Source organism: Bradyrhizobium lablabi (genome assembly GCF_001440475.1).
Taxonomy (GTDB): domain Bacteria; phylum Pseudomonadota; class Alphaproteobacteria; order Rhizobiales; family Xanthobacteraceae; genus Bradyrhizobium; species Bradyrhizobium lablabi.
Window position 1 is genome coordinate 138,749 of the sequence record NZ_LLYB01000053.1, and the last position, 14,081, is coordinate 152,829.

A 14,081-nucleotide genomic window follows, 5' to 3' on the forward strand; every position below is an offset into this window, starting at 1 on the left:
TTGGGCGTTACGTTCGGCGTCATGCGTAAGTCGCCGTCATTCGGGTTCGCGCCAGGCAGCGCATGGCGGCGGTCGCAACGGCCTCCGGCGTGATGCCAAACTCGCGGTAGAGCGTCTCGGCCGGCGCGGATGCTCCAAAGCCGGTCATGCCGACGAATTCGCCGCCATCGCCAAGCCAGCGCGCCCAGTCGCCTTCGACCGCGGCCTCGAGGCCGACCCTGGGAACGCGCCCCAGAACGGCGGTCCGGTATTCGCGGGACTGCTGGCGAAACAGCTCGAAGCACGGCGCCGAGACCACTGCGGCGCGGACGTTGTCTTTCTCGAGCAATCGTGCCGCCTCGAGCGCGATCGATACTTCGGAGCCCGTTGCGATCAAGGTGACGTCGCGGCCGGCCTCCGGTTCTACGACGACGTAGGCGCCGTACGCGACCAGATTGGTTTCGTCAGCCACTTCACGGAACGTCGGGACCGCCTGTCGCGACAGGCAGAGCACAGACGGGGCGCTGAGCTGCCGCAACGCGCAGTCCCACGCCTCCGCGGTCTCGACGGCGTCGCCGGGACGAAATACCAGCAAGTTCGGAATGGCCCGCAGTGACACCAGATGCTCGACGGGCTGATGCGTCGGACCGTCCTCACCCAGGCCGATCGAGTCATGCGTCATGACATGGATGACGCGGATGCCCATCAGCGCCGCCAGCCTGATCGCCGGGCGGCTGTAATCGGCGAAGCTGAGAAACGTGCCGCCATAGGGAATAAAGCCGCCATGCAGCGCGATGCCGTTCATCGCAGCCGCCATCGCATGCTCGCGGATACCGTAATGGACATAGCTGCCCTCGAGCGCATCGGCCCGCACCGGCCGCTGCGTCTTGGCGCGTGTCAGGTTCGAATGGGTGAGATCAGCCGAACCACCGAGGAGATTCGGCAACGCTTCGGCGATCACGTCGATCACCGTTTGCGACGCCTGCCGGGTGGCGAGTTTTGGCCGTTCGCTGCCGAACCGCGCCCGTAGCTGCGCCATGACGTCGGCATATCCGCAGGGCAAATTCCGATTCAGCGCATCGTGAAACGGCGAGCGTCCCGCCGAATTGACGCGACGGCTCCGCTCGACCCAGGCGCGCCGTTCGGTATGTCCCTGCGCACCGATTTCGCGCCAGGCATCGAGGACGGCTTCCGGAACCTCGAATGGCGCGTGCGGCCAGTTCAACGCGCCGCGCGTTTTCTTGACTTCATCGGCTCCGAGCGGCGCGCCATGCGCCTTTTCGGTGCCCTGCCGGTTCGGCGCGCCGAAACCGATCACCGTGCGGCAGGCAATCAGGGACGGCCGGTCGCTCTGCCGCGCGCGGCGGATCGCTGCCGCAATCGCCTCGGGGTCATGGCCATCGATCCGGACCGCCGACCAGCCGGACGCCTTGAAGCGCGCAAGCTGGTCATCCGAGCATGACAACGACGTGGAGCCGTCGATCGAAATCTCGTTGTCGTCGTAGAGCACGATCAAGCGGCTGAGCCTGAGGTGTCCCGCCAGCGAAATCGCCTCGTGGCTGAGGCCCTCCATCAGACAGCCGTCGCCGGCGATCACGTAAGTATAGTGATCGACGAGATCATCGCCGAAGCGCGCGTTCATCAGGCGCTCCGCCAGCGCCATGCCGACCGCCGTCGCGATGCCCTGCCCCAGCGGGCCCGTGGTCGTTTCGACGCCCGGCGTATGTCCGTACTCGGGATGGCCAGGGGTTTTCGATCCCCATTGCCGGAACGCCCGCAGTTCGTCCGCTGTCACACCCTCGTAGCCGGTAAGATGCAACAGCGCATACAGCAGCATCGAGCCGTGACCGGCCGACAGCACGAACCGGTCGCGATCCGGCCATGCCGGATCGGTGGCATCGAATTTGAGGAAACGCGAGAACAGCACGGTGGCGACATCGGCCATGCCCATCGGCATGCCGGGATGACCGGACTTCGCCCTCTCGACGGCGTCGATGGCCAGGAAGCGGATCGCGTTTGCCATTTCCGCATGCGACACAGCCGTATCGTTGGCAACGCGGGACAGAGCTAGATCGGTCATATCATGCGCCTCTTACGTTCCATCAGTTGCAGGATCAGCGGGGTAAGGATGAGCTGCATGGCGAGATCGAGCTTCGAGCCATGGATCACGATCGAGTTGGCGCGCGACATGAAGCTGTTCGGGATCATCGACAGCAGATAGGGAAAATCGATGCCGCGCGGATTCTTCAGGCGGATCACCACCATCGATTCGTCCGGCGTCGGTATCCAGCGCGCGATAAAGGGATTCGACGTATCGACGGTGGGCACCCGCTGGAAATTGATGTCGGTCTCGGTGAACTGCGGACAGATGTAGTTCACGTAGTCAGGCATCCGCCGCAGGATGGTGTCGGTGACGGCTTCCGCGGTGTAGCCGCGGTCGCGGCGGTCGCGATGCAGCTTCTGGATCCATTCCAGATTTATGACGGGAACGACGCCGATCTTGAGATCAGCATGCTGCGCGATGTTGACCTTGTCGGTCACGACAGCGCCATGCAGGCCTTCGTAGAACAACAGATCGGAATTTTCCGGCAACGGTGCCCATTCGGTGAACGTGCCAGGCTTGGCGCCGTACAGCCTTGCTTCCTCGTCATCGTGAACATAGTGCCGGGTTGTGCCGGTGCCGGACTCGCCGTAGTCGCGGAACAGCTTTTCCAGTTCCTCGAACAGGTTGGTCTCCGGGCTGAAATGGCTGAAATGCTTGTTGCCGCGCTCGGCTTCCTCGGCCATCTTCGTACGCATCTCGAAGCGGTTGTAGCGATGGAAGGCGTCGCCCTCGACATAGGCGGCGGCGACGTTCTCGCGGCGGAAGATGTTTTCAAACGTCTTCTTCACCGACGTCGTCCCGGCGCCGGATGAGCCCGTGATCGATATGATGGGGTAGCTGCGCGACATCTTTTCTTCCCGGTCAACGAAACAGGCCGCGCCGCGCGAATAGCGGCGCGTCGCTGTTGTCAAACATTGGCTGCGTGCCTTCGTGAATGGCGGTGATGTCGCGAACGCCGCGCATCGATCCCATGATCAGCGGCACCCGCTGGTGCGGCGTTTTCGCCGACAATTCGAGGATCCGCCGGCGGCCGGTGGTCGCGGCGCCGCCCGCCCACTCCATCACCAGCGCCATCGGATGCGCCTCGTAAAGCAGGCGAAGACGTCCCTCGCGATAGCCCGGCCGCGCATCCGCCGGGTACAGAAACACCCCGCCCCGAACCAGAATGCGAAGCGACTCCGCGACCAGCGAACCGATCCAGCGCATGTTGAAATCGGCCGCAGAGCCGCCATTGGTGCCGGCCAGGCACTCGTCGATATAGGTGCGCACCGGTCCGTGCCAGTGCCGCCGGTTCGAGGCGTTGATGGCGAATTCGGGCGTGTCGGGCGCGATCCTGACGCGGCGCGCAACGAGCAGGAATTCCCTCGCACGCCGGTCCAGGATGAAGATATCGACGCGCTCGTCGAACGCCAGCACCAGCGTCGTTTGCGGGCCGTAGACCACGAAGCCTGCCGCACACTGCGCCGTGCCAGGCTCGAAGAAGGTGGAGACGATGTCGTTGCCGCGCGAGCGGATCGAAAAGATGGTTCCAACCGAGATATTGTTTTCGAGGTTGGCCGATCCGTCGAGCGGATCGATCGCGACGCAGAGCGACGCTTGGGCATCGAACACTTCCGGCAGTTCGGATTCTTCTGACAGGACGGCGGCGACTGGCGACTTGCGCAACGCGGCGCGCATCATCGCATCGGCGGCAAGATCGATATCCCTCTGAAAGTCGCCGTCGGGATTGACGCCATCGGTTCTGCCGGTGATGCCGGCCAACGGTCCGTCGGCAATGAGATCCGCAAGGCCGATCGCCGCAGCGGCGATCGCTTCAATCACGGTGGACACTGCCGGCCCGGCCAGCGTCTCCGACCCCGTCTGATCAAGATGCGAGCACAAGGTCACGCGTGCGCTCATGGCCGTTCCCCGTTTGGCGCCCGCTTTTCGGGGCGATTGCAAAGCGTCGTGCCCATCCGCAGTCCGCGCATAACAACAACCCAGTTTGCAAAATTAGTGAAATTTTCTTATCTTTGGCTTTGCCAAAGTTTTTCTTATGTTGGACAGGCCCATGGCAAACAGGTTTCGGCGGGAATTGACCATTCGCCAGTTGCGCGCGCTGGCAGCCGTTCACGGCGATCGATCGGTCACGGCGGCCGCCAAGCGGCTGCATCTGACGCAGCCGGCCGTGACGCTGCAGATTCGCAATCTGCAGGAGATTGCAGGCGTGCCGCTGATCCAGCGCACCAATGACGGCATGCTGCTGACCGACGCCGGACGCGAGGTGCTGACGCTCGCCGAGCGCATCGATGCGGCGATTGCGGATTGCGAAACTTCGCTGGAGATGATCGCAGGCAAAACGGCGGGACGTATCTCGATCGGTGCCGTCAGCACCGCGAAATATTTCGTGCCGTTCATGATCTCCGGATTCTCGAAACGGCATCCGAACATCGATGTCACGCTCTCGATCGGAAACCGCCAGGAGATCGGCATGGCGCTACGCGGTTACGATCTCGATTTCGCGATCATGGGCCGCCCGCCAGCCGACATCGATATGGATGTCCATCCGATCGGCGATCATCCGCATGTCATCATCGCGCCGACCAGCCACCGCCTCGCGCGAAAGTCCCGCATCGCGTTGAGCGAACTCGCCAATGAGACGTTCCTGACGCGCGAGCCCGGCTCGGGCACACGCGGCCTGATGGAGCAATTGTTCGAGACGGCGGGAATTCGTCCGAACATCGGCATGGCGATGAGTAGCAATGAGACGATCAAGCAGGCGGTGATCGCCGGGCTCGGCATTGCGTTTATTTCCGCGCATACGGTCGCCACCGAACTCGACGAGCGGCGGCTGGTCACGCTGGATGTGGTCGGCCTGCCCATTGTCCGGCAATGGTTCGCCCTGTCTCGCAAGGACAAGATCTTGCTGCCCCCGGCGCGCGCGATGCTGGAATTCCTCAGCGCCCGCGGCGCGCAATTCCTGCCGCGAACCCAGGGCCGGATCAGGCTCACCCGGACGTCGGCGCGCGGCAAGCGACGGTGACGATGGTGCGATGCATTCCGAACGATGAGACGAAAGTCTGAGCGCCGCCATCCCGGCGCGCCACCGGGTCAATCGCCGACAGGTTGACATCCTGCCCTCTTCTCCAAATACTTGGCCAAAAAGCGCGGGCAAGCAGTCCCGACGACAGATAAAAAGGGAGGAAACGATGCCGACTTCACGCAGAACACTGCTGAAGACTTCTGCGGCCGCCGCCGCTGCATTCACCTTCGATTGGACCCGCGCGCAGGCGCAAGCCGAAACGGTACGCATCGGCCTGATCTACGACCTGACCGGTCCCTTTGCCGCAGGCGGCTCGGTCGCCTCCTCGATCGGCGCGCAGATTGCGATCGACCTCGTCAACGAAAAGGGCGGTATCGGCGGCAAGTACAAGGTCGCCCCTATTGCTGCCGACTCCCAGAGCAAGCCCGATGTCGCGATCAATGAGGCCAATCGCCTGATCGACCAGGAGAAGATCGACATCATCAACGGCGTCTATGCGAGTTCGCACGCGGTGCCGCTGGCGGCCAAGGTCGAGCAGCAGAAAAAGATCCTCTGGATCACGACTGCGGTGTCGACCGCCGTGTTCAAGGACAAGAACCTGCAATATGTCTTCCGCGCGCAAATTCATTCCGACCAGTATGGCCAGGCCTTCGCGAGCTTCATCGCGGAGCATGCCAAGGCCAAACTCGGCATGGAGCCCAAGGACGTCAAGGTCGCGTTGATCCACGAGGATGGTCCTTATGGGGTCGGCGTTGCTGCCGCCGACGAAGCCTATGCGAAGGAAGCCGGCCTGCAGGTCGTGCTCAAGGAAGGCTATTCCGCCTCCGCGCCCGACCTTTCGGTGCTGGTGACCAAGATCAAGCGCGCGCGGGCCGATGTGATCTCGCACGCGGGCTACAACCCCGATATCACCCTGTTCCTGCGCCAGGCGCGCGAGAACGGCCTCAGGTTCAAGATGCTGTTCGGCGCCGGCGCGGGCTACAGCCAACTCGACAAATTGCGCGCGACGTTCGGTGCCGACATCGACAATTTCTGCAATATCGATCCGGTGCCCGCGCAACTGCTCGATCCTGCGAAGCTGGCGCCCGGCATCGGCGATCTCACCAAGATCATGGTGGCGCGATACAAGGAAAAGACCAGCGCCACTGACGTTCCGCCGCACTGTTCGATGGGCTTCAACCAGACCTGGGTCCTTCTCAACAACGTGCTGCCCGTCGCCAAGGAGAAATACGGCGGCTTCGATCCCGAAGCGATTCGCAAGGCGGCGCTCGACGTCGATATCCCGGTGGGCGGTACGATCCAGGGCTACGGCGTGAAATTCTATCGGCCCGGCACGCCGCTCTCGGGTCAGAACGAGCGTTCGACCCCGGTCGTGATGCAAAATGCCGGCGAGCATATTTCGGTGGTCTGGCCAACCAGCATCAGGACGCAGGACCCGGTATTCCCGCTGCCGAAATCGTCGGTGTATTCGGCGTAGCACCTGCAATCGGGCTTCATCCTTCGAGACGCGGCTAACGCCGCTCCTCAGGATGAGGTCTCGCATTACACGAGGTGATAGACCCTCATAGTGAGGAGCCGCCAACGGGTCCGCGCATGGCGCAGCCCGATGACAGGCTCCGCGGCGTCTCGAACCATGTGGCCCGCATGGCACACGATCGGATCATTTCACCAACGTCTCACAACGTCACGCGTCGCCCCTCTTCCGCCGACCAATAGCCGGCGTAATTGACCTTGATCGTCTCGAAGGCCAAGGCCAGATCCGACAGCGGCTGCCGGCCGGTGGCGACGCATTCCATGAAGTCCTGGATTTCCTGCGTATAGCCGCGCGTCCATTCCTCTTCGAGACAGATGTATTGCCAGCCGGTCTTCCGGTCGACCTTCTCAGTAATGTAGACGTTCGCCAGCTTCTCCTCGCTGGTCTGATAGCTCATCATGTGCGTGTTCGGCGTGATGTTGGCGAACAGCGAGCCGCCGCTGGTGTAGGTTTCGATCAGGTTGCGGACGCCACCGAGTATCATGTCGCCGGAAAACACCGTGGCCTTGGTGCCGTCGGAGAAGGTGGCCGTGAGCACGCCCCAGTCCTCGACATCGACGGGATTGGCCTTGAGCACGGAACGTTCGTCCGGGCGCAGGCATGCCGTGACATTGCCGACGTCACACGTCACGCTGGCAACGCCGATGGTCTCGCCGCGCGCCTTCGCCTCCACCTGCTTGAGATAGAGCACCGCCGACAGCGGATGGCATCCCATCCGGATCAGCGAGCCGCCGCCGGTCATTGCCCATTGCGTGGCGTGCGCGGCATGCGAGCCGGAGTGGCTCTCCTCCCCCTTCATGAACAGGATCTTGTCTTTGGTGGCCTTCAGGATCTCCACGGTCTTGGTCACCGCCGGCGCGTAGATCCAGTCCTCGGCATACATGAAGAGCCTGCCGGTGTTGGTGATCGCCACGCGGGTCTTCTCCATTTCCTCCAGCACGCGCTCATACATCAATGCCTTCGACACGTGCTTTCCGATCGGCGCCTTGTCGCCATCCCGGCCGAAATAGCCGGCGAACGGTTTTTCGCAGATGACGTGCTTGCCGGCCTGCATTGCGTCCACGATCATCGACGTATGCAGATTGGGCGGCGTGCAGATGTCGATGACGTCGAGATCAGCATCGGCGATCAGGTCGCGAAAGCTGCGATAGACCGTCGGAATCTGGTGACGGCGGGCAAACTCGACGACATGATCGCCTCTCGCCGCGACGGCCCGAACTTCGACGTTCACGCCGTAGACGCGGCGGTAGGCATGCATGTGCAGCTCGGACACGAAGCCGCAGCCGGCCAGGCCAATTCTGATTTTCGCCATTTACGGAATGTCTCCGGGTTACGGCTCGAGGTTAGTTGCTGGTTCGGCCAGCCTTGCGACGCATCAATGCGGCGAAGAGATCGGTCAGGCCGAACTGCCATCGCTCGCAGTCGCCACTGTGGCGCATCCGGTTGGTCAGCCGGCCGAGCTTTGGCGTCGCAACCGTCACGAGATCCCCGACCACATGGGTGAACCCCTGCCCCTTCGCAAAACGGTCCTGGATCGGCGCAAACATCGTGCCGAGGAACAACACGAAGCCATCGGGATATTGATGGTTCTCGTTGATCGTCTGTCCGACGATGTCGGCCGGATCCCGGCTGATCTGCGTCAGCGAAGATGCGCCGTGCAGGACAAAGCCTTCCGGCCCCTTCACCTCCAGCGAGATCTCCATTTTCCTGACGTCATCGAGCGTGAAGTCCGTATCGAAGAACCGCACGAACGGGCCGATGGCGCAGGATGCGTTGTTGTCCTTGGCCTTGGATAACAGCAGCGCCGAGCGCCCCTCGAAGTCGCGCAGATTGACATCGTTGCCGAGCGTAGCGCCGACGATGCGGCCGTCGCCTGCCACCACCAGCACGACCTCCGGCTCCGGATTATTCCAGGTCGATTTCGGATGCAGGCCCGCATCCACGCAGGTGCCGACCGCCGACATCACGGGCGCCTTGGTGAACACCTCGGCATCCGGCCCGATGCCGACTTCGAGATACTGGCTCCAGGCATTCTGCGAAACCAGCACATCCTTGACATGCTGCGCTTCGGCCGAGCCCGGCTTCAATTGCGACAGGTCGGTGCCGACGATCCGCGTCACCTCGGCACGGATCGCCTCTGCCGAATCCGGATTACCGCGCGCCCGCTCCTCGATCACCCGCTCCAGCATCGAGACGGCAAAGGTGACGCCCGCGGCCTTGATCACCTGCAGGTCGATCGGCGCCAGCAGCCACGGCCTGGTCGGGTCGCGGGTATCAGGTGGCGTATTGTTCAGGAGATCCTGCAGCGCGCCGAGCCGCTCGCCACGCGCCGCGCGCAGCGCCCCGGCCGGATCGGCAGCGCCGGCAAGCTGGCTGGCGGTGGGGAATTCGTCGGTAATGTCGAACACGCCGTCCTCACGAATCGCGACCACCGACGGCCCGCCAAGGTCGGGACGCCAGATCCGTCCCATCAGCGCGGTGCTGGTGAAGTCGTCAGGCAGGATGAAGGCAGCGTCGGTGGCGATCGGCATCATGGGAATCCTCGCGAAGGGGCGTCCGGTCAGGGCCGCATCGCCCATAAAAAGGGAACTGCTCGACGGGTCAACACCTTCGGGGAAGGTCTGCCTTCAGCGCCGCGGCCGTCACGACAAGGCTCATCGCACCGCAGCATACAAAATCAGACGATTGGTCAAGCGCAGCCGACTGCACGCGCGGCAACCGGCCGTGGAAGGCGATTGCACAATGGCTTCGATGGGCCTTCGATGTCATGGAATTCGGTACGGCGCAGGTCGCGCCGTACCTTGAACCCGGCACAACCCGCGGGCTGGCAGGTCTTCACCTACCGGCCTCAACGACGGAATGGCACAACGTCGTAGCGCTCTCGCAGCCCGGTTGCGCTGATGGCGATCGCCATCAGCGCAAGTTCGGGTACCGCGCAAGATCGGGCTGTGCGCCGCAAGTCTTGTCTAGGCCGCCTTGGCCTTCGACTTGGCCACATGGCTCGCGATCGCATCCATCAACGGTGGCGACAGGCAGTCATAGGGCTCCAGTCCGAGTTCCTTCAGCCGCCCCCTGATTCCAGCCATCTCGCCCGGTTGCACGCCGGACTCCAGAACGGACGACACGAACGCCGCAAAACCCGGCGCCGCCGACCCGGTCTCCTGGAACAGCTCGGGATGAATGAAGTCGAGACCGTAGAACGGATGCCCCGTATTCTCGATCCGGCCGTACATATGCGTGCCGCAGCCCGTGCAGGCATAGCGCTGGATCACCGCCGCCGGGTCGACGATCTTGAGCTTGTCGCCGTTCTCGGTCACTTTCACATTGTCGCGCGGAACGACGGCGACGACCGAGAAGATCGCGCCTTCGGGCTTCCAGCATTTCGTGCAGCCGCAGGCATGGTTATGGGCAACGTCGCCCTTGATGGCGACCTTGACCGGCCTGTCCGAACACTTGCAGACCAGGGTGCCGCCGGCAAAACTGCCGGTCCCCTGTTTTACGCCGCTGTCAACCGATGGGTGGATATGAACAGTCATGGGCCTATCCTCCTTGTGTTTGAAGTTCCTTTGTTCAGAACACGACAACCGAACGGATCGACTTGCCCTGGTGCATGAGATCGAATCCCTGGTTGATCTCCTCGAGCTTGAGCACATGGGTGATCATCGGATCGATCTCGATCTTTCCGTTCATGTACCAGTCGACAATCTTCGGCACGTCGGTGCGGCCACGCGCGCCGCCGAAGGCCGTTCCTTTCCAGACGCGGCCGGTCACGAGCTGGAACGGCCGGGTAGCGATTTCCTTGCCCGACTCCGCAACGCCGATCACGACGGAGACGCCCCAGCCGCGATGGCATGCTTCGAGCGCCTGCCGCATCACGGTGGTATTGCCGGTGCAGTCGAAAGTGTAGTCGGCGCCGCCATCGGTGAGCCCGACCAGATGCTGGACGATGTCACTCACCTTGGTCGGATTGACGAAGTGTGTCATGCCGAAGCGGCGGCCCCAATCCTCCTTGGCATCGTTGATGTCGACACCGACGATCTTGTCGGCTCCCACCATCTTCGCGCCCTGGATGACGTTGAGCCCGATGCCGCCGAGACCGAAAACAACGACGTTGGCGCCCGGCGTCACCTTGGCGGTATTCACCACGGCGCCAACGCCCGTCGTCACCCCGCAACCGATGTAACAGCTCTTGTCGAAGGGTGCGTCCTCGCGGATCTTTGCCACCGCGATTTCCGGCAGCACGGTAAAGTTCGAGAACGTCGAGCAGCCCATGTAATGGAAGATCGGCTTGCCCTTATGGCTGAAGCGCGAGGTGCCGTCCGGCATCAGCCCCTTGCCCTGGGTGGCGCGGATGGCGGTGCAAAGATTGGTCTTGCCGCTCAGGCAGCTTTTGCACTGGCGGCATTCCGGCGTGTAGAGCGGAATCACGTGATCACCGGCCTTGACCGACGTCACGCCCGCGCCGACTTCGCGGACAATGCCCGCGCCCTCATGGCCGAGTATCGAAGGAAAGATTCCTTCGCTGTCGAATCCATCGAGCGTGTAGGCATCGGTGTGACAGATTCCAGTCGCCTTTATCTCGACGAGAACCTCACCGGCCTTCGGGCCTTCGAGATCGACCTCGACGATTTCAAGCGGCTTCTTGGCTTCGAATGCGACAGCAGCGCGGGTCTTCATTCTAAACTCCACATTGGTTCTTCAAGTCGCTGCACGGAGCATCAGGACATATGCCTCGCATGTTCGGCATGATCATTTGCCCCCCATGCAGGACTTTTCTGTCTCGGTGTACGCGTCAGGCTTGTCTTCCTTCTTGGCGGGCCGGACGCGCCCGACGGCGTCATGGGCGCGGGCACGCAGATACACATAAAGGTCGTCCATGTAGCAGGCGACATTCGGATTATCGCCGAGCGCCGGCATGACGGAGTTGCCGTTCTTGCGGCCGCTGGCAACGACCCCGACGAAGTCGCCGTAGTTCATCGTCTTCAACGAATCCTGTAATGCCGGCGCGTAGGTCGATCCCATTCCGTCGGGGCCATGGCAGACGTGGCATTCGGAATGATAGCGACGGTATCCTGAGTAGGTGTACCAATCGACCGTGCCGTCGGCTCCGACTTTGTAGGTCGGGTTTCCATCCTTGTCGTAGTACTTGCCGTCCTCGGACTTGACCGCGGTGGCATCGTCCGCAGCGAAGGCAGTCGTTCCCGGCGCCACGAACATGACAGTGGCCGCAATCAACCAGATTTTACGCAAGAGCTCATCCTCGATATCAGATGCAGACCAGCCGGCGCGTGGAGCGAGCCACGCGCCGGAGGAAGTGGTTCTGCTTTACTGCGGCAGCGCGAACACTGTGAGCGTGCCGCCGAGTGCGGTGTAGTTGCTCAGCGCAGCGTAGCCACCGACCGCACCGAGGCCCGCAGTCGGATCGGTCAGACCTGCGGCAAGGCCGATACCCGCCCAGCCACCGACGCCGGACAGCACGGCCACATACTGCCTGCCACCCTGCTCATAGGTCGTGACGTTGCCGATGATGCCGGACGGGGTCTTGAACTTGTACAGTTCCTTGCCGGTCTTGGCATCGACTGCCTTCAGATAGCCTTCGAGCGTTCCGTAGAAGACAACGCCGCCGGCTGTTGCGAGCGCTCCCGACCACACCGAGAACTGCTCCTTGTTCGACCAGACGATCTTGCCGGTCTTGCCGTCCCAGGCGATGAAGTTGCCCATATGGCTCTCGCCCTGGGGCGGATACATCGACAGCGTCGCACCGACATAGGGCTGACCGGCGGTGTAGCTCACCTTGAACGGCTCGTAGTCCATGCAGACGTGGTTCGTCGGCACGTAGAACAGCTGCGTGTCCGGCGAATAGGCTGCCGGCTGCTCGTCCTTGGTGCCGAGCGCGGCCGGGCAGATACCCTTGGTGTTCTTGTCTTCGCCACCCTTTTCCGTCGAGTATTGATCGACAACCTTCGGACGGCCGTAGGTCGGCGAGCTCTTGTTCATGTCGACGCCGGTGGTCCAGTTCACCTTCGGATCGTACTTCTCGGCGACCAGCAGTTCGCCGGTTGCACGGTCCATCGTGTAGGCCAAACCGTTGCGGTCGAAGTGAGTGAGCAGCTTGCGCTCCTGGCCGTTCACCTGCTGATCGCTCAGGATCATTTCGTTGACGCCGTCATAGTCCCATTCGTCATGGGGCGTCATCTGATAGACCCACTTGGCTTTTCCGTCGTCGGGATTGCGCGCGAAGACGGTCATCGACCACTTGTTGTCGCCCGGACGCTGCTTCGGATTCCAGGTCGAGGGGTTGCCCGAACCGTAATAGACGAGGTTCAGACTCGGGTCATAGGACATCCAGCCCCATGTGCAGCCGCCACCAATCTTCCACTGGTCGCCCTGCCAGGTCTTGACGCTCGAGTCCTTGCCGACCGGCTTGCCGTGCTCAGTGGTCTTCTCGGGGTCGAACAGGATCTGATCGTCCGGCCCTTCGGAGAACGCGCGCCAGACCTGCTTGCCGCTCTTGAGGTCGTAAGCCGTGACGTGACATTGCACGCCAAACTCACCGCCGGAAATGCCGATCAGGACCTTGTCCTTGACGACGAGCGGCGCGGAGGTGCCCGTGGCGCCCTTGCCGGGATCGCCGTTCTTGGTGCTCCACACCACCTGGCCGGTCTTGGCATCAAGCGCGACCAGCGTGGTGTCGGCCTGGTGCAGGAAGATCTTGCCGTCGCCATAAGCCACGCCGCGATTGACGGTGTCGCAGCACATCACCGGAATGACGTTCGGATCCTGCTTCGGCTCATACTTCCAGACGATCTTGTTCTCCTGCGAAAGGTCAAGAGCATAGACCTTGTTGGGGAACGGCGTATGGACGTACATGATGTTGCCGATGATCAGCGGGCCGCCTTCGTGGCCGCGCAGCACGCCGGTCGAGAAAGTCCAGGCGACCTGGAGCTTGCCGACATTGGCTGCGGTGATCTGGTTCAATTTCGAGTAGCGTGTATTGGCGTAGTCGCCGGCCGGCTGCACCCAGTCCTTTGGGTTCTGCGACATCTTGATCAGGTCTTCATTGGCATAGGCGCCGCCGACGGCGAATGCCGCCATGGCGCCAAGACAAGTCGCGGATAGCACCTTGCGCATAGTCGATTCCTCCCAGATACGAGTTCTTGGGTTTCCGCCGAAACGGCCCACTTCTTCCATCTTGGTCCCTATTCGTATCCCGTCCTGAAATAGGAAACTTGCCCAAGAGCGAAGCGCGTTTGCTCAATAGCGAAAACTCAAAAAACTTTTTAATTCAGGCCGACGCGATGTTTCGGCTCTGTCGAAAATGCTGCGAAGCATCATTTGCGTGGGCGTGTTCCCACGACCGCCAGCGCCACTCCGCGCCGATGTTTTCCTTGACGCCGCCAAAACTAAGTTGGAGGATTGTCAAAGGGATATATGGAAGAATC

At 62.2% G+C, this 14,081-nt stretch carries 11 protein-coding genes; 2 read left to right on the top strand and 9 right to left on the bottom strand.

The window, feature by feature from the left end; all coding sequences use genetic code 11:
- Nucleotides 1–19 precede the first annotated feature (19 nt).
- From tkt to CQ14_RS09530, 3 genes are read right to left on the bottom strand one after another with little or no spacing between them, the layout of a single operon-like run.
- Nucleotides 20–2,059, bottom strand: a complete 2,040-nt coding sequence (tkt, locus tag CQ14_RS09520; RefSeq protein WP_057857639.1) for a transketolase — start codon at nt 2,057–2,059, stop codon at nt 20–22.
- Nucleotides 2,056–2,931 (bottom strand): phosphoribulokinase, encoded by an 876-nt coding sequence (locus CQ14_RS09525; RefSeq protein ID WP_057857681.1) that lies wholly within the window; start codon nt 2,929–2,931, stop codon nt 2,056–2,058. Before CQ14_RS09525 ends, tkt begins: the two co-directional genes overlap by 4 nt.
- Before the next feature lie 13 nt (nt 2,932–2,944).
- A complete protein-coding gene (locus tag CQ14_RS09530; protein WP_057857640.1) occupies nt 2,945–3,982 on the bottom strand; it encodes a class 1 fructose-bisphosphatase in 1,038 nt (345 codons plus the stop codon).
- A gap of 151 nt (nt 3,983–4,133) precedes the next feature.
- On the opposite strand from CQ14_RS09530, the gene CQ14_RS09535 reads away from it, so the two are divergent.
- Complete coding sequence (locus CQ14_RS09535) at nt 4,134–5,105, top strand: LysR family transcriptional regulator (RefSeq protein ID WP_057857641.1); 972 nt, start codon at nt 4,134–4,136, stop codon at nt 5,103–5,105.
- A 166-nt stretch (nt 5,106–5,271) separates the two neighbouring features.
- Nucleotides 5,272–6,582 carry an ABC transporter substrate-binding protein gene (locus CQ14_RS09540; protein ID WP_057857642.1) on the top strand — a complete coding sequence of 437 codons (1,311 nt, stop codon included), beginning with the start codon at nt 5,272–5,274 and terminating at the stop codon, nt 6,580–6,582.
- 199 nt (nt 6,583–6,781) lie between these two features.
- Here the strand turns inward: CQ14_RS09540 and CQ14_RS09545 are convergent, their stop codons facing one another.
- From CQ14_RS09545 to xoxF5, 6 genes are all read right to left on the bottom strand, one after another.
- Nucleotides 6,782–7,951, bottom strand: a complete 1,170-nt coding sequence (locus CQ14_RS09545) for a Gfo/Idh/MocA family protein (RefSeq protein ID WP_057857643.1) — start codon at nt 7,949–7,951, stop codon at nt 6,782–6,784.
- A gap of 31 nt (nt 7,952–7,982) precedes the next feature.
- Complete coding sequence (locus CQ14_RS09550; RefSeq protein WP_430650157.1) at nt 7,983–9,170, bottom strand: fumarylacetoacetate hydrolase family protein; 1,188 nt, start codon at nt 9,168–9,170, stop codon at nt 7,983–7,985.
- Between the two features lie 435 nt (nt 9,171–9,605).
- Nucleotides 9,606–10,175, bottom strand: coding sequence for an S-(hydroxymethyl)glutathione synthase (gene gfa, locus CQ14_RS09555; RefSeq protein ID WP_057857644.1), 570 nt, complete (start codon nt 10,173–10,175; stop codon nt 9,606–9,608).
- 34 nt (nt 10,176–10,209) lie between these two features.
- Nucleotides 10,210–11,316, bottom strand: coding sequence for an S-(hydroxymethyl)glutathione dehydrogenase/class III alcohol dehydrogenase (locus tag CQ14_RS09560; protein WP_057857645.1), 1,107 nt, complete (start codon nt 11,314–11,316; stop codon nt 10,210–10,212).
- A 72-nt stretch (nt 11,317–11,388) separates the two neighbouring features.
- Nucleotides 11,389–11,856, bottom strand: coding sequence for a c-type cytochrome, methanol metabolism-related (locus CQ14_RS09565; protein ID WP_057857646.1), 468 nt, complete (start codon nt 11,854–11,856; stop codon nt 11,389–11,391).
- A gap of 108 nt (nt 11,857–11,964) precedes the next feature.
- On the bottom strand, nt 11,965–13,770 hold the full coding sequence (gene xoxF5, locus CQ14_RS09570) for a lanthanide-dependent methanol dehydrogenase XoxF5 (protein WP_057857647.1): 1,806 nt from the start codon (nt 13,768–13,770) through the stop codon (nt 11,965–11,967).
- Nucleotides 13,771–14,081 lie beyond the last annotated feature (311 nt).